Consider the following 16,223-nt stretch of genomic DNA (forward strand, 5'->3'; position numbering starts at 1 on the left):
TCGCTGTGCAGAGGATTCCCGCGGCAACTCCCGCCGAGATCTCCGAACTGGCCCGCTGCTGTGCCGTGTTCGTGCCCGCCGAGCCGTCCCGTACCGGCAGCGTCGCGTTCTGGTACCCCGAAGGCGACTCCCCACCCGTGGTGGCGTCCGGAACCACAGAGGACCTGACCGTCGTGCTGCCCGCGGACAAGGGTGTCGAGCTCGTGACCGTGCCCGCCGTGCTGCTTCCTGTGCGGGGCGCGCTCCCGGTCCTCACGCGCGCGCGTGCCGCCACGCAGGTGCACCGGGCGACCGCGTTCTGGGGCGCGGCCGCCGTGCTCGCCCTCCAGTTCGCCGCGCGCGGACTGCTTCTGCCGGGGCTTACGGCCGGCGACCACGACGCGTGGCGCGCGGGTCCGCTGCGCGCGGCGGATCTGGAGCGGGTCCGCGAGCTGGCCGCAGCCATGCCGCCCCACGCGCACGCGGTCCCGGTCGACGGCGCCGACCCACTGCGGCTGCCCGATCCGGAGCGGCTCCTGCGCGCCTTCCTGGACGCGGTCGCCGACGCGCTGCCCCGCTCCCCCGCGGCGGCGGTCGCGGCAGGCGGTCCGGCCTTCGCCGCGCCAGAGCCGCAGCACGTGCCCGAGCAGCGCGCCTGGGCCACAGACGTCGCCGCGGTACACGACGCGGACGTACGGATCTCCCTGCGCGTCGAGGTGCCGGGGCTGGCGTCAGCGGTGTCGGACGAGACGCGGCTACGGTTCCGCGCGGTGCTGCAGCTGCACAGTGTGAGCGATCCGGCTCTCGTGGCGGATGCCTCCGCCGTCTGGGCCGGATCCTCGAGCTTCGGACCGCGCGCGCGGATGGACGCCTTGCTCGCGCTGCGCCGAGCGGCTCGGGCCTGGGCCCCGCTGACTCCCCTGCTCTCGGCAGCCGTGCCGGACGCCGTCGAGCTCGCCGACGAGGAAGTCGCCGAGCTTCTCGACGAAGGCGCCCGCACGCTGGCGTTCGCCGGGGTCGACGTGCACTGGCCGAAGGAGCTGGCACGGAAATTGACGGCCCGCGCGGTCATCGGCCCGCCGGACGAGCAAGAAGCTCCGGGCAAGGTCTCGTCGGACGCGCCCTCGTTCCTGTCCGCGGACGCGCTGCTCGCCTTCAACTGGTGGTTCGCGCTCGGCGATCAGCAGCTCACCCGGCAGGAGCTGGACCGGCTGGCCGAGGCGAACCGGCCCATGGTGCGGCTGCGCGACCAATGGGTCCTCGTGGACCCGCGGGAGGTGCGCCGCGCCCAGGCACAGCAGGACCGCAAGGTCACGCCCATCGACGCACTGAGCGCCGCCCTGACGGGCTCCACCGAGGTCGACGGCCGCCGGGTCGAGGTACGTCCCACGGGATGGCTGGCGACCCTGCGGGAGCGGCTCGCGGACCCGGAAGGGCAGGAGCCGGTCGGGCAGCCCGCCGCGCTCCACGCGACGTTGCGGGACTACCAGGCGCGAGGTCTCAACTGGCTGGCCCGGATGACCTCCTTGGGACTGGGCGGCTGTCTGGCCGACGACATGGGCCTGGGCAAGACGATCACGCTGATCGCCCTGCATCTGCACCGGCAGACCGACGAGTCCGCCGCGGGCCCCACGCTCGTGGTCTGCCCGGCCTCCTTGATGGGCAACTGGCAGCGCGAGATCGAGAGGTTCGCTCCTGGCATCGCGGTACGGCGTTTCCACGGTTCTCGGCGGAGCCTGGAGGGTCTGGCCGACGGTGAGTTCGTGCTCACGACGTACGGGACGATGCGGCTCGACGCGCCGCGGCTCGCCGAAGTGGCCTGGGGCATGGTCGTCGCGGACGAGGCCCAGCACGTGAAGAACCCCTACTCGGCGACGGCGCGGGCACTGCGCACCATCGGCGCACGCGCGCGCGTGGCACTCACCGGCACCCCGGTGGAGAACAACCTCTCGGAGCTGTGGGCGATCCTCGACTGGACGACACCGGGTCTGCTCGGCAGGCTCGGCACGTTCCGCACGCGCTACGCGCAAGCCGTCGAGAGCGGCCAGGACCCCGCGGCGGCCGAGCGGCTCGCCCAGCTCGTACGACCGTTTCTGCTGCGCCGCCGCAAGTCGGACCCGGGCATCGCGCCCGAGTTGCCGCCGAAGACGGAGACCGACCGTGCCGTGGCGCTCACCAAGGAGCAGGCGGCTCTGTACGAGGCCATGGTCCGCGAGACCCTCGCGGAGATCTCGGGCGCGGACAGCATGGCGCGACGCGGCCTGATCGTGAAGCTGCTCACCGGGCTGAAGCAGATCTGCAACCACCCTGCGCAGTTCCTCAAGGAGGACCGGCCCAAGATCCCGGGCAGGTCCGGGAAGCTGGAGCTGCTGGACGAACTGCTCGACACCATCCTCTCCGAGGGAGCGAGCGTTCTGGTCTTCACGCAGTACGTGCGGATGGCGCGCCTCATTGAGCGTCACTTGGCGGCACGCGGCGTGTCGACGCAGTTCCTGCACGGAGGGACGCCCATCAATGCGCGCGAGGCGATGGTGCGGCGCTTCCAGGAAGGCGAAATCCCCGTCTTCTTGCTGTCGTTGAAGGCCGCGGGCACGGGGCTGAACCTGACCCGGGCCGAACACGTCGTGCACTACGACCGCTGGTGGAACCCGGCCGTCGAGGCACAGGCCACGGACCGCGCGTACCGCATCGGCCAGAGCCGTCCGGTCCAGGTGCACCGGCTCATCGCCGAGGGGACCATCGAGGACCGTATCGCCGACATGCTGCGGCGCAAACAGCAGTTGGCCGACGCCGTCCTGGGCGCCGGTGAGGCGGCGCTCACGGAACTGACCGACGCGGAACTGGCCGACTTGGTGGAGCTGCGAGGGGGCGCACGATGACGGATCGGAACGAGGAGCGTACGTTCGCCGCGCTGCCGCCCGCGCCCGGGCGGGGTTTCGCGCAGACGTGGTGGGGCCAGGCATGGTTGAAGGCCCTGGAGGACGCGGCGTTGGACTCGGAGCAGGTGAAGACGGGCCGCAGGCTCGCGCGCGCCGGAGCGGTGGGCGCCGTGTCGGTGCGTCCGGGGCGCATCACGGCCGTCGTCCAGGACCGCGACCACACCACCCACCGCGCGGATGTGCTGCTTCAGGAGCTGTCCGAGGAGCAGTGGAACCGCTTCCTGGACATGGCCGTCGAGCGCGCCGGGCACATCGCGGCGCTGCTCGACCGCGACATGCCGCCGCATCTGGTCGAGGACGCGGCGGCCGAAGGAGTCGAACTCCTGCCCGGACTCGGCGATCTGGAGCCCAAGTGCGACTGCGACGCCTGGGACCACTGCGGGCACACGGCCGCGCTCTGCTACCAGATGGCGCGGTTGCTGGACCAGGATCCATTCGTCCTGCTGCTGATGCGGGGGCGGGGCGAACGCACCCTGCTCGAGGAGCTCCAGGAGCGCGGCAGTGCGCCCGTGCAGGAGTCGCCGGACCTGAGTCAGGAAGGCGTGGACGCGGCCGAAGCGTATGCCGCCGGGGACATCCTGCCGCCGTTGCCGGCCCTTCCGGAACTGCCCGACGGGCCCGGGCAGCCGCCCTCGCTGGAGACGGAGACCACGCCCGCGCCAGGAGTCGACCCGGTCGCCGTGGAGTTCCTCGCGGCCGCTGCCGCGGGCGAGGCGTACCGGCTGCTCGCCGAGGCACGTGGTTCCGGGCACGGAGGACATGCGGTCGAGGCGGAGTTGACACTCGCCCAGGACGCGGTTCGGTTGGCCGCGGGCAGCCCGGACCAGGCGATCACCCAGCGACTCGCCGGCGGTTCGGGACGCGATCGCGAGGACCTGCAACTCGCCGTGTGCGCCTGGCGGTACGGGGGCGTGGCCGCGCTGTCCGTCCTCGAGGACGAGTGGGCCGTGGAGGCGGAATCGCTGGCACGCGCGCGTGCGGCCCTGGAATCGGCCTGGGACGAGGACGAGCGGCCACGGCTGCGCGCGACACACAACCGCTGGACGGCGGTCGGCACGTCCACTCAGCTGCGTCTGGGGCGCGACGGCCGGTGGTGGCCGTACCGCAAGGAGCGGGGCCGCTGGGCCCCGGCGGGACCGCCGGTGAGGGATCCGGCAACGGCCCTGGCCACGGCGGAGGGAGACCCGATGAATGGTTGACGCCCGGCGTTCACCTCCAGGTCGTGCGACGTTCGGTGGCGGGGCCAACTCTGGCCGCTGTCACCGAACTTGTACTCAGGAGGCCCGATGTCCCCGCATGCCGTCGGCCGGCGCCACGTCCACCGATCCGTCGCCGCGGGCGTGCCGCTCGCCGTGCTGGCCGCCTTCATGGTGTCCGGCACCGCGAGCGCGGCGGACGACCCGTCACAGGCCCAGGTGACGCGTACCGCGACGCTCGGCGACATCCCGCTGGGCGCCTTCAGCAACGCGCTGCTGCCCGGGACGGTGGACGACGACCGGGGCGTGGACCTCGGCGGCATCGGCAGTGACATCTGTCCGGCCGGGCGCAAGGGCGAGTTCTGGACGGTCACCGACCGCGGGCCCAACGGTCAGATCAAGGTGGACGGCAAGAAGCGGCGGACGTTCCCGGTGCCGGGTTTCGACCCGGCGATCGTGAAGATCCGGGTGTCCGGTGACACCGTGCACGTGCTCGACGCGATCCCGATCACCACGTCCTCCGGGAAGCCCGTCACCGGGCTGCCCAACCAGCCGGGGCGCGACGAAGCGCCGTACTCCTATGACGCGCAGACCCCCCTCACGTACAACGCGAACGGTGTGGATACCGAGGGCATCGTGCGAGCCGGGGACGGCAGCTTCTGGCTCGTCGACGAGTACGGCCGGTCGCTGATCCATGTTTCCGCGCGCGGGAAGGTGCTCACGCGCTACGTGCCCGAGGGGCTGAACCTGACAGGCACGGACTACCCGGTGGTCGAGGCGCTGCCGGCCGTTCTGCTGCACCGGAAGACCAACCGCGGCTTCGAAGGGCTCGCCCAACTCCCGGGCGGCGACCTGGTGATGGCCGTACAGAGCCCGCTCTCGCTGCCGGACGGCGACGCGGGAGACGCCTCGCGCACGACGCGGCTGCTGCGCTTCTCGCCCAAGAAGCGGGCCGTGACGGCCGAGTACGCCTACCGCTTCGATCCGGTGAACGTGGTCGACCCGAGCGAGGACGACACCTCCGAGCTGAAGATCTCCTCCGTGGTGGCCGTCGGCGGGGATCGGCTGCTCGTCGAGGAGCGCACCGACAAGGCCGCCCGCCTGCAACTGGTGAAGCTCACGCGCGATGCGGACATCCTTGGCGAGGCCTGGGACGACGACACCACGTCGCCCTCATTGGAGCAGCTCGACGACCCGGCGGCGGCCGGCGTGCCGGTGCTGCGCAAGCGTCTGGTCGTGGACCTGGGCACGGTCGAAGGGGTGCCCGGCAAGATCGAGGGCGTCGCACGCGTGGACCACGACACGCTCGCCCTCATCAACGACAACGACTTCGGGATGACCGACGGGGCGGGCGCGTTCGACGCTCAGGGCCGACTGATCGACAGCGGAATCGAGACGACGGTTACCTACGTACGACTGCCGCGCGGGATCTGACCTCGCCGACACTCTTCATACGGCACGCGCGCAGGAGCGGTGAGAAACGGCCATGCGCGCATGAACGGTGAGCAGCGGCCACGCGCGCGTGAGCGGTGAACAGCCGTCACGCGCGCGTGACGCTCACTTCAGTGGCTTCGTCAGCTTGCGAGTGCCCTTGCCGATGTCCGCCGACAGGCTGCAGGCGACGTTGTCGATGCCGATCTTGTAGCCACTGGAGTCCGGGTACTGCACCAGGGTGCCGCGCACGGTTCCCGCGGGCTGCCGGGCCGCCGAGCGTTCCAGCGTTGCTTCGCACAGCGCGGATGCGGCCTTCTTGAGCGCGGCGTCGGTCGAGTAACTGCCGTTGAGTTCGGCCACCTTCACGACTTCGGCGTCGTGCGGTTTCGTGCACGAGCGCTTGGCGGCCTGCCCGGGCAGGCTGTCGTCCGTGTCGAAACAGTCGCCCTTCTTCAGCATGTAGTACGGCACCTCGTCGTTCGCGAGAGTCGGGAAGAGCGATGGGAGGTCACTCGGCACCACTCCGCTGGGTACGTCCGAGGGCAACGTCGGAACGACACTGGGCACTTCCGAGGGCACGGACGGCAGTTCGGACGGAATGCTCAGCGAGGGGCTGGGCGAGCGGCGCGTGCTCTCGGTCGGGGACTTCTTGTCCTGTTCGCCGTCGCCTCCGGTGGCCACGACGGCCACGGCGACGGCACCCAAGGCCACGATCACGGCGAGCACGAGGAACAGCGTGGTGCGGCGCCGTCCGCCACCACGATGGCCTCCGGGCCCACCGGGCGATCCAGGAGGCGGCGGTCCGTAGCCGCCAGGAGGCGGACCATAGCCACCGGGTGGAGGTGTGTAGCCGCCGGACGGAGGGCCGTAGCCGCCCGGTGGAGGGCCGAAGCCACCACCCGGAGGCGGCGTGTCTCCCGAGGACCAAGGGGGCTGAGGTGGTACGGGCGGCATGGCCATACCGTCAAGAGTCGCCTCGAACCGGTCATGATGCGACCCCTGCACGGAAGTTGGTACGGACTCATGCCATGGATCGCATGATTCCGGCGAATTCCGCGCAGAGATCCACAGAAGGAGAACGTGAGGCGTGGACTCCCGGACGGACAGTGGGCCCACACCTCACGAACGGCCGGTGGACCCACGCCTCACGAACCACCCGCCCCAAGACGTGCCCACGCCTCACCAGCCGCCTGAGGACGGGTCCGGCCCCCTCACGGGGCGCGAGCCCCTCAAGGGCGCGATCAGCCCCGCGCCCCCAGCAGGTGGTCCATCGCCAGCTGGTCCAGGCGCTCGAAGGCCATCCCGCGCGCGGCGGCCGCCTCCACATCGAAATCCTCGAAGGCCGCACGGTCGGCGAGCAGCCCCTTCAGACCGTCCGCAGCGGTGGGCTGCGCCAGCTCGTCCAGGCGCGAGGCGCGCAGCGCCTCCTGGACCTCGGGATCGGCGCGGAAGGCCGCGGAACGCTCGCGCAGGATCAGGTAGTTGCGCATGCAGCCGGCCGCCGACGCCCACACGCCGTCGAAGTCCTCGGTCCGTGGCGGCTTGAAGTCGAAGTGCTTCGGCCCCGCGTACCCGGCGCTCTCCAGGAGGTCGACCAGCCAGAACGCGGCACGCAGATCGCCCGCTCCGAAACGCAGGTCCTGGTCGTACTTGATGCCGGACTGGCCGTTAAGGTCGATGTGGAAGAGCTTGCCCGCCCACAGGGCCTGCGCGATGCCGTGCGGGAAGTTCAGCCCGGCCATCTGCTCGTGGCCCACCTCGGGGTTGACGCCGTACAGCTCCGGTCGCTCCAGGCGCTCGATGAACGCCAGGGCGTGGCCGACGGTGGGCAGCAGGATGTCGCCGCGCGGCTCGTTCGGCTTCGGCTCGATCGCGAACTTCAGGTCGTAACCCTGGGAGGTCACGTACTCGCCGAGGAGGTCGAAGGCCTCCTTCATGCGGTCGAGGGCCACACGTACGTCCTTGGCGGCGCCGGACTCGGCACCCTCCCGGCCACCCCAGGCGACGTACGTCTGGGCACCCAGCTCGACCGCCAGGTCGATGTTGCGGATCGTCTTGCGCAGCGCGTAGCGGCGGACGTCGCGGTCGTTCGCGGTGAACGCGCCGTCCTTGAAGACGGGGTGGGTGAACAGGTTGGTGGTGGCCATCGGCACCTTGAGACCCGTGGCGTCCAGGGCCTGCCTGAACCGCTTGATGTGCGACTCGCGCTCGCTGTCCGAGGACCCGAAGGGGATCAGGTCGTCGTCGTGGAAGGTCACTCCGTAGGCGCCGAGCTCGGCCAGGCGCTGCACCGATTCGACCGGGTCCAGGGCGCGCCGGGTGGCGTCGCCGAACGGGTCCCTTCCCTGCCAGCCGACGGTCCACAGGCCGAAGGTGAACCTGTCCTCGGGGGTGGGCTGGTAGTTCATGCCGCGGCTCCTTGCTAGCTCCGACTATTTCGTCATGGCGCTTAACAAATTAGTATGCGAACGCGTCTCTGGGAAGAGACGAAGTGTGAGACCCGGGCCGTGCCGGTCCGGGCAGCCCCACAACCAGGACAGATCCCGCGGAGCCGCGGAAGAGGGAGTGCCCGATGTCAGCAGCCGAGGGTCCGCTCGTCGTCGGGGTGGACTCGTCCACCCAGTCCACCAAGGCCCTGGTCGTCGACGTGTCGACCGGACAGGTGGTGGCGAGCGGGCAGGCGCCGCACACCGTGTCCACCGGGGCAGGCCGCGAGAGCGACCCGCGACAGTGGTGGGACGCGCTCTGCGAGGCGCTGCACCAGTGCGGCGAGCCCGCGCGCGAGGCCGCGGCCGTGTCGATCGGCGGGCAGCAGCACGGACTCGTCACACTCGACGCCCAGGGCGATCCCGTACGCCCTGCCCTGCTCTGGAACGACGTGCGGTCGGCGCCGCAGGCGCGTCGGCTGGTCGACGAGCTGGGCGGCCCGAAGGCCTGGGCCGAGCGGACCGGCAGCGTGCCGGGCCCGTCCTTCACGATCACGAAATGGGCCTGGCTGGCCGAGAACGAGCCGGACGCCGTCCGTGCGGCCGCCGCCGTCCGGCTGCCCCACGACTACCTCACCGAACGTCTCACCGGACAGGGCACGACCGACCGCGGCGATGTCTCCGGTACGGGCTGGTGGGCGTCCGGGACCGAGACGTACGACGAAGAGGTCCTCGCGCACGTCGGCCTCGACCCGGCCCTGCTCCCCCACATCGTTCGCCCGGGCGAGGTGGCCGGGACCGTGCACGCCGGCGGTGACGTGCCGTTCTCGAGGGGCACGCTGGTCGCGCCCGGCACCGGGGACAACGCGGCCGCCGCGCTCGGCCTCGGTCTGCGCCCCGGCACCCCGGTGCTGAGCCTCGGCACCTCCGGCACGGTGTACGCCGTCTCGACGCGGCGCCCCGCCGACCCGACCGGCACTGTGGCGGGCTTCGCCGACGCGCGCGGCGACTGGCTTCCGCTGGCCTGCACCCTCAACTGCACTCTGGCCGTCGACCGCGTCGCCGCGCTGCTGGGCCTCGACCGCGAGGCCGTCGAGCCCGGCGCCCATGTGACGCTGCTCCCCTACCTGGACGGAGAGCGCACGCCGAACCTGCCGCACGCCTCCGGGCTGCTGCACGGGCTGCGGCACGACACGACGGGCGGGCAGCTGCTGCAGGCGGCGTACGACGGCGCGGTCCACTCGTTGCTGGGCGCCCTCGACCTGGTGCTCGACACGGACGCCGACCGCTCCGCTCCGCTCCTGCTGATCGGCGGCGGCGCCCGGGGAACGGCCTGGCAGGAGACGGTGCGCCGCCTGTCGGGGCGGCCCGTACAGGTGCCCGAGGCCAAGGAGCTGGTCGCGCTCGGAGCTGCCGCGCAGGCCGCGGGCCTGCTGACCGGCGAGGATCCGGCCGCGGTCGCCCGGCGCTGGGACACCGCCCGCGGGCCCGTGCTCGAGGCCGTGGAGCGCGACGAGGAGACGCTCGCGAGGATCGCCGGGGTACTCTCCGACGCGGCCCCGCTGCTGGAGCGGGAGCCGAACCGTAACTGACCAGGCACTGACGAGGACCGCCCCGAGGGGACCGGTCGGACGAGGACTGACGGAGGCATGACCGCACCGCTGCACGAGGCCCACCCGACCGGTTCCGGCCGTCGGCTGCCCGATACCCAGCAGGGCATGCGCCGCCGCAACCTCTCCCGGGTCATGCACACCGTCAGCGCCGAGGGACCGCTGTCGCGTGCGGCTGTCGCCTCGCGCATCGGCCTGACGCGGGCGGCCGTGTCGACGCTGGTGGACGAGCTGATCCGCTCGGGGCTCCTCGAGGAGCTGGGCCCCGAGCGGCCCGGCCGGGTGGGGCGACCGGGCTCGGCCCTCGCCGTCAGCGGACACGGTCCCGCCGGGATCGGCGCGGAGGTGGGCGTCGACCATCTCGCGGTGTGCGCGGTCGATCTGCGCGGTGCGGTGCGCGCCCGGGCCGTGCGGCACGGCACGAACCGCGGCCGGTCACCCGAGCCGGTGATAGCGGAACTGACGACGCTCATACGTCAGGTCATCGCCGATGCGGAGCGGGCGGGGCTGTGGCCCGCGGGCCTCGCGGTCGCCGTGCCCGGCCTGGTGGCACGCGACGCCCGGACCGTGGTCCGCGCCCCCAACCTTGGCTGGCACGACACGGACCTCGGCGCGCTGCTGCCAGCGGTGTCGGCGCTGACCGTCGACAACGAGGCCAACTTCGGCGGTCTCGCGGAGCTCTGGCTGGGCGAGACGACTCCGCGTGACTTCCTGCATGTGTCGGCGGAGATCGGCATCGGCGCCGCGGTGCTGGTGGACGGTCAGCTGCTGCGCGGAACGCGCGGCTTCGCGGGCGAGTTGGGGCATGTACCGGTGCGTCCGGAGGGGCCGGAGTGCCCCTGCGGTGGACGCGGGTGCCTCGAACAGTACGCGGGTGAGGAAGCCGTCCTGCGCGCGGCCGGTCTGGAGCCGGGCGAGGACCGGGTGGGGCTGCTGGCGGGGCGCGCCGCCCAGGGCGACACGGAGGTACGGCGTGCTCTGCGCGAGGCCGGAACCGCGCTCGGCATCGCACTGACCGGGGCGGTCAATCTGCTGGACCCGGAGACTGTCGTCCTGGGGGGAGAACTGTCCGGTCTCGCGCCATGGCTGCTGCCGTCGCTGGAGCGTGAGTTGGCGCGACGCACGGCGGGTCCCGCCTGTGCCGTGTCCGTCTCGCGACTGGGGCCCGAGGGTCCGCTGCTCGGCGCGGCGCACTCGGTGGTGCGGGCGGTGCTCGACGATCCGGCCTCGGTGGCGGGGCGGTCGCAGCCCACGGGGGCATAGCGGGCCGACGGCCGGCGTACGTCGAGACCGTCTCCACAGGGCGGCTGCCACCCTTTCGGGTGGCCGAGTTGTCCACAGTCCCGGGCTTGTCCACTGACTCACGCCTCTCTCTTCCTGCCCAACCGGCAAGCGCCGTACCGTAATTCACGCGAGGCGCAGCCGCCGGACCGATGGCTGCGTGTGCGGGCGAATCGGGGGGTTCACATGTCGGGGGAGACGGTTCCAGGGCTGCGGCGTGAGGCCATCGGGCTGCGCGAGGTGTTGTTCCAGAGCATCACGGCCATGGCGCCGGCCGCGGCGGTCGCCGCGTCCATTCCGTCCGGCGCGGCCTTCGCGGGCGGCAGTCTGCTGCTGTCCGTGCTGATCGCTCTGATGGCGTGTCTGTTCACGGCATCGTGTGTGGCCGAGCTGGCACGGCAGTTACCGCCGCGGGCTCGGTGGCCACCTATGCGGCACAGGGGCTGCACCCGGCCGTCGGATTCCTCGTGGGCTGGGGCTATGTGTTCGTCGAGGCGCTGGTACCGCCGCTGCTGCTTCTGCAACTCGGCTTCACCACGGCGGGCACGCTGCACCAGGAGTGGCCCTCGTACCCGGACGACCTGTGGTGGCCCTGGTCGCTCGCGGGCGCGGCAGTCATCACGGCGGCGGGCTATTTCGGAGTGCGCGCCTCGGCCCGCTTCGGAACCGTCCTCGGAGTGCGCGATGAACACGGTGGTGATCGTCGAACTGCTCAAGGGGGCGGCTACTCCTTGGCCGCGCATCGAGTCCGACACGCACATCATCTCGACCGGCTCGGCACGCCCCTTGGAGGACGCGTTCCGGATATCGCAGTTCGACCTGGTGCAGTGGCTGGTGCGCGACTACGGGTTCAGCAACCTGGACGCGTACCAGTTCGCGACCCAGGCGGTCGAGTCGCCGCTCGCCAACGTCTGCGACACCAACTACACATGCTCGCCAAGCTCCGCAAGGAATTGCTGCCCGCGCGCGAGACTCATCGCGGACTGCACACGCAGCTGCGCGACACAGCAGCGGTACTCCGACGCTGAGCAGGCGTCGCCACCCCCCACCATCGAAAGGCAGACACTCCATGGAGCGGGCCAGATCGTTCCCGAGCCGGCGGCGGCTGCTGAAGGGCGCAGCCCTCGCCGCCCTCCCCTACTCGTTACTCCCCGACACGCGGGCCACGGCGCAGACCACGACCGTCGACTACCCGGGCGCCGAATGGACACAGGCGAGCACGTCCAACTACACGGCCTCCGAGCGGCCGACGAGCTATCCCCTCGACTACGTGATCATCCACGTCACACAGGAGAACTACTCCGACACCCTGTCCATCTTCCAGAACCCGCAGAAGAACGTGTCCGCCCACTACCTCATGCGATCGGCCGACGGTCATGTCGCGCAGTGCGTCAGGGAGCACGACATCGCGTGGCACGCGGGGAACTGGGACTACAACACACGCAGCATCGGCATCGAGCACGAGGGCTGGGTGGACCGGCCCGCCTATTTCACCAACGCCCTGTACGAGGAGTCGGCCAAGCTCACCGCCGCGATCTGCACCAGATACGGCATCCCCAAGGACCGGGAGCACATCATCGGCCATTACGAGGTACCGGGCACCGACCACACTGACCCCGGGCCGCACTGGGACTGGACCCGCTACATAAGGCTCGTCAACTTCGCCTGATCCAAGGGGGCGGAACGCCCTCCAGGTGTCCGCACGGCGCCTCGTCGCGCGGCCGACAGGCGCGGAGCACGGTCACACGTCTTGTCGGGGCCGGCGTCACACGTCTTGTCCGGGTCGGCGTCACACGTCTTGTCCGGGTCGGCGTCACACAGCTTGTCCGCGCCCGCACCGGGAGTGACGATGGTTCCAGCCGCATCGCCTTCCGGGAGGCCGAATTGACCGATCCATGGGTGGCCCTGGAACCGGGGACCGATCCCGTCGAGCGGGTGCGAACCCTGCGCCGCGCCCACGAGGCGTTCACCGAGGCGGGCACGGTGCCGCGACCGGTGCGTTCCGTGGTGGCCGACTCGTGGCGGCGTTCGGCGCGGGCCGGTGTCGTACCGGACGGCACCGCGAGCGTGGAGCTCACGGACGGGGATCTGGGCTCGTACCGGGCGGAGCATCCGCTGGCTCGGGTGATGCCGCTGTTCCGGGAGCTCATGGGGACGTTCGCGGCGGACGGGGAGCACCTTCTGGCGGTGTGCGACGCGCAGGGCCGACTGCTGTGGGTCGAGGGCCATCCGGTGACGCGGCGGCAGGCGGGGCGGATGAACTTCGTGCCGGGGGCGCAGTGGTCAGAGACGGCGGTCGGGACGAATGCGCCGGGTACGGCGGTTGCCGTCGACCGGCCGGTGCAGGTGTTCGCGGCCGAGCACTTCATCCGGCGCGTCCAGCCCTGGACCTGCGCGGCGGCGCCCGTGCACGATCCGCGCACGGGGCGGGTGCTCGGCGCGGTGGACATCACCGGTGGGGACGGGCTCGCGCATCCGCACAGTCTCGGCTTCGTCCAGGCGGTGGCGCGGGCGGCGGAGTCCCAACTGGCCTTGCTCACACCGCCGAAGGCCATGGCCGACACCGTCGAGCTGACCGCGCTCGGCCGCGACGAGGCCCAACTGCTCGCGGGCGGCCGGAAGATCAGGCTCAGTCGCAGACACAGCGAGATCCTGGTGCTACTGGCCCGGCACCCGGAGGGACTGACGGGCGACGAATTGCTGTGCGCGCTGTACGAGGACGAGTCGGTGACGCCGGTGACGCTGCGCGCCGAACTGGCACGGCTGCGCCGGGTCCTCGGCCCGGGTCTGCTGGGTTCGCGTCCCTATCGGCTGACGGCACCGGTCGAGTCCGACGTCGCGGTCGTGGAGCGGCGGCTCGGCACCGGCGCGGTCACGGCGGCCGCGGCGGCGTACGCCGGTCCGCTGCTGCCGGGTTCGGGGGCTCCGGCGGTGGTGCGGCTGCGGCACAGGCTCGCCGACGGGCTGCGTACGGCGCTCATCGCCCGCCGTGACCCCGACCTGTTGGCCGACTGGGCCCGCGTGCCATGGGGCGAGGACGACCTCGACGTCTGGCGGGCGCTGGCCGCGGTGCGCCCGACGGCGGCCGTGCGGGCGCGTCTGAAGGCGTTGGAATCCGAGCTGTCGGCGCCCCCGGGCCGGGCGCGTCCCGTAGCGCGTGGGCGCGCACGACCGGCACCGCGCTGACGGACGCGCCCCAAGCCCCTCGGCGCGCCCCCAAGCCACCGGCTACCGGCCACCAGTCACCCGTCACCCGTCACCCGTCACCCGTCACCCGTCACCCGTCACCCGTCACGACTCACCCAGTCACTCGCACCCGTAACCCGGGACCCGACGTGGCCCGACGAACGAACCGAGGACCGGACGACACGCGGTACCCGGCGCAACGCAGGCGCCGGGTGCCACGCAGGTACCGAGTGCCCCTCACGTACCGGATGCCCCGCAAGTACCGGAGCCCGCGCAGGCGCCGAGCGTCACGCAGGCCCGAGCCCCACAGCTGCCAGTGCCAGGCCCCCGCAACGTCCATGCAACGTCCCCGTTCCTAGCCTCGCGCCGAGAGCTGCCCAACGGCGGGCAGCGCTTCTCCGGGAGGCAGACCAGCATGACCCGTTACGCGGCGCCCGGCACCGAGGGCGCGATCGTCTCCTACCAGGCGCGTTACGACCACTTCATCGGCGGAGAGTACGTACCGCCGGCTCGCGGACAGTACTTCGAGAACCCGAGTCCGGTGAACGGACAGCCGTTCACGGAGGTCGCGCGGGGCACCGCAGAGGACGTGGAGCGCGCACTGGACGCGGCGCACGCGGCCGCGCCCGGCTGGGGACGTACGTCCGTGACCGCGCGCGCCGACATCCTGCTCAAGATCGCCGACCGGATGGAGGCGAACCTGGAGAAGCTGGCGGTCGCCGAGACCTGGGAGAACGGCAAGCCGGTGCGCGAGACCCTGGCGGCCGACATCCCGCTCGCGATCGACCACTTCCGCTATTTCGCGGGCGCGATCCGCGCCCAGGAGGGTTCGCTCGGCGAGGTGGACGACGACACCGTCGCGTACCACTTCCACGAGCCGCTCGGCGTGGTCGCGCAGATCATTCCCTGGAACTTCCCCATCCTGATGGCGGTCTGGAAGCTCGCCCCGGCGCTGGCCGCGGGCAACGCGGTCGTCATCAAGCCCGCCGAGCAGACCCCGGCCTCCATCCACTACTGGATGAGCCTGATCGCGGATCTGCTGCCCCCGGGCGTGGTGAACATCGTCAACGGCTTCGGCGTGGAGGCGGGAAAGCCGCTCGCGTCCAGCCCCCGGGTGGCGAAGGTCGCGTTCACGGGCGAAACCACGACGGGGCGGCTGATCATGCAGTACGCCTCGGAGAACATCAAGCCGGTCACGCTGGAGCTCGGCGGCAAGTCCCCGAACATCTTCTTCGACGACGTCTGGGCCGAGAACGACGACTTCCGCGACAAGGCGCTCGAAGGCTTCACGATGTTCGCGCTCAACCAGGGGGAGGTGTGCACCTGCCCGTCCCGGGCGCTCGTCCAGCGCGGTCACTACCGCGAGTTCCTGGAGGCGGCGGTCGCCCGCACCGAACTCATCAAGCCCGGCCATCCCCTCGACACCGACACGATGATCGGCGCCCAGGCCTCCAACGACCAGCTGGAGAAGATCCTCTCCTACCTGGACATCGGCCGCCAGGAGGGCGCCAAGGTCCTCACCGGTGGTGAACGCATCGAGTACGACGGGGAGTTGAAGGGCGGCTACTACGTCCAGCCGACGATCTTCGAGGGCGACAACCGGATGCGGATCTTCCAGGAGGAGATCTTCGGCCCGGTCGTCTCGGTCACGTCGTTCGATGATTTCGACGATGCCATCAAGACCGCGAACGACACGCTGTACGGACTTGGGGCCGGCGTGTGGACGCGCGACATCAACACCGCCTACCGCGCGGGCCGCGCCATCCAGGCCGGCCGCGTCTGGACGAACTGCTACCACGCGTACCCGGCACACGCCGCGTTCGGCGGATACAAGCAGTCCGGGATCGGCCGCGAGACCCACAAGATGATGCTGGAGCACTACCAGCAGACGAAGAATCTGCTGGTGTCGTACTCGCCGAAGAAGTTGGGCTTCTTCTAGACGCATGCGAAAAGGCGCCTGACCTGGGTTTTCACCCGTCAGGCGCCTTTCACTCAGCCCGCTCTCGACCGAGCCCGGCTTGCGCGCTAACTCCCAATTCCTCCCACGGCTGCACCCCTCCTGACCAGTGCCTCCGGACCTGTCACGGACCAAACCCCGGTTCAGCCCTCGAGTACGTCACCTTGACTGACGCGCTGCCACTCGTTCATGGACTGCTCGATGAGGCGGTTCGG

General features: G+C 71.2%; 11 protein-coding genes and 2 pseudogenes. 10 read left to right on the forward strand and 3 right to left on the reverse strand.

What is annotated here, in order from left to right:
* The first annotated feature begins 5 nt into the window (after positions 1-5).
* The 3 genes from ACFY0T_RS21405 to ACFY0T_RS21415 all read left to right on the forward strand — a co-directional run bounded on the left by ACFY0T_RS21405 (position 6) and on the right by ACFY0T_RS21415 (position 5,548).
* Positions 6-2,858 carry a DEAD/DEAH box helicase gene (locus ACFY0T_RS21405; protein ID WP_388872687.1) on the forward strand — a complete coding sequence of 951 codons (2,853 nt, stop codon included), beginning with the start codon at positions 6-8 and terminating at the stop codon, positions 2,856-2,858.
* On the forward strand, positions 2,855-4,117 hold the full coding sequence (locus ACFY0T_RS21410; protein WP_388872690.1) for an SWF or SNF family helicase: 1,263 nt from the start codon (positions 2,855-2,857) through the stop codon (positions 4,115-4,117). Before ACFY0T_RS21405 ends, ACFY0T_RS21410 begins: the two co-directional genes overlap by 4 nt.
* 87 nt (positions 4,118-4,204) lie before the next feature.
* Positions 4,205-5,548 (forward strand): esterase-like activity of phytase family protein, encoded by a 1,344-nt coding sequence (locus ACFY0T_RS21415; protein ID WP_388872692.1) that lies wholly within the window; start codon positions 4,205-4,207, stop codon positions 5,546-5,548.
* Positions 5,549-5,671: 123 nt separating this feature from the next.
* Here the strand turns inward: ACFY0T_RS21415 and ACFY0T_RS21420 are convergent, their stop codons facing one another.
* Entirely contained in the window at positions 5,672-6,274 is a 603-nt protein-coding gene (locus ACFY0T_RS21420; protein WP_388872695.1) for a hypothetical protein, read from the reverse strand.
* Between the two features lie 515 nt (positions 6,275-6,789).
* Positions 6,790-7,956 carry a xylose isomerase gene (gene xylA / locus ACFY0T_RS21425; RefSeq protein WP_388872698.1) on the reverse strand — a complete coding sequence of 389 codons (1,167 nt, stop codon included), beginning with the start codon at positions 7,954-7,956 and terminating at the stop codon, positions 6,790-6,792.
* Positions 7,957-8,120: 164 nt separating this feature from the next.
* On the opposite strand from xylA, the gene xylB reads away from it, so the two are divergent.
* Together xylB and ACFY0T_RS21435 are read left to right on the forward strand one after the other, a co-directional pair.
* A complete protein-coding gene (xylB, locus tag ACFY0T_RS21430) occupies positions 8,121-9,566 on the forward strand; it encodes a xylulokinase (protein ID WP_388872701.1) in 1,446 nt (481 codons plus the stop codon).
* Between the two features lie 57 nt (positions 9,567-9,623).
* The gene (locus tag ACFY0T_RS21435) at positions 9,624-10,847 is read left to right on the forward strand and encodes an ROK family protein (protein ID WP_388872704.1); all 1,224 of its coding nucleotides are present in this window, start codon (positions 9,624-9,626) and stop codon (positions 10,845-10,847) included.
* 200 nt (positions 10,848-11,047) lie between these two features.
* On the opposite strand, the gene ACFY0T_RS21440 is transcribed toward ACFY0T_RS21435, so the two are convergent.
* The gene (locus tag ACFY0T_RS21440) at positions 11,048-11,236 is read right to left on the reverse strand and encodes a hypothetical protein (RefSeq protein ID WP_388872707.1); all 189 of its coding nucleotides are present in this window, start codon (positions 11,234-11,236) and stop codon (positions 11,048-11,050) included.
* 48 nt (positions 11,237-11,284) lie between these two features.
* Between ACFY0T_RS21440 and ACFY0T_RS21445 the strand changes: the two are divergent.
* The 5 genes and pseudogenes from ACFY0T_RS21445 to adh all read left to right on the forward strand — a co-directional run.
* Positions 11,285-11,473, forward strand: a pseudogene (locus ACFY0T_RS21445) (amino acid permease); the annotation flags it as partial.
* A 67-nt stretch (positions 11,474-11,540) separates the two neighbouring features.
* Positions 11,541-11,893: pseudogene (locus ACFY0T_RS21450) on the forward strand (acetamidase); the annotation flags it as partial.
* A gap of 41 nt (positions 11,894-11,934) precedes the next feature.
* Entirely contained in the window at positions 11,935-12,534 is a 600-nt protein-coding gene (locus ACFY0T_RS21455) for an N-acetylmuramoyl-L-alanine amidase (RefSeq protein ID WP_388873425.1), read from the forward strand.
* Between the two features lie 215 nt (positions 12,535-12,749).
* A complete protein-coding gene (locus ACFY0T_RS21460) occupies positions 12,750-14,051 on the forward strand; it encodes a GAF domain-containing protein (protein WP_388872710.1) in 1,302 nt (433 codons plus the stop codon).
* A gap of 415 nt (positions 14,052-14,466) precedes the next feature.
* A complete protein-coding gene (gene adh, locus ACFY0T_RS21465) occupies positions 14,467-15,990 on the forward strand; it encodes an aldehyde dehydrogenase (protein WP_388872713.1) in 1,524 nt (507 codons plus the stop codon).
* The last annotated feature ends 233 nt before the right edge of the window (positions 15,991-16,223 follow it).

It is taken from the genome of Streptomyces sp. NPDC001530, from assembly GCF_042894545.1.
In the GTDB taxonomy this organism is placed as follows: Bacteria; Actinomycetota; Actinomycetes; order Streptomycetales; family Streptomycetaceae; genus Streptomyces.

What these genes read in the sequence shown, in the direction of transcription:
- ACFY0T_RS21410 (WP_388872690.1), top strand. Translation starts at nt 2,855, where the DNA reads ATGACGGATCGGAACGAGGAGCGTACGTTCGCCGCGCTGCCGCCCGCG.
- ACFY0T_RS21415 (WP_388872692.1), top strand. Translation starts at nt 4,205, where the DNA reads ATGTCCCCGCATGCCGTCGGCCGGCGCCACGTCCACCGATCCGTCGCC.
- xylA (WP_388872698.1), bottom strand. Translation starts at nt 7,956, where the DNA reads ATGAACTACCAGCCCACCCCCGAGGACAGGTTCACCTTCGGCCTGTGG.
- xylB (WP_388872701.1), top strand. Translation starts at nt 8,121, where the DNA reads ATGTCAGCAGCCGAGGGTCCGCTCGTCGTCGGGGTGGACTCGTCCACC.
- ACFY0T_RS21435 (WP_388872704.1), top strand. Translation starts at nt 9,624, where the DNA reads ATGACCGCACCGCTGCACGAGGCCCACCCGACCGGTTCCGGCCGTCGG.
- ACFY0T_RS21455 (WP_388873425.1), top strand. Translation starts at nt 11,935, where the DNA reads ATGGAGCGGGCCAGATCGTTCCCGAGCCGGCGGCGGCTGCTGAAGGGC.
- adh (WP_388872713.1), top strand. Translation starts at nt 14,467, where the DNA reads ATGACCCGTTACGCGGCGCCCGGCACCGAGGGCGCGATCGTCTCCTAC.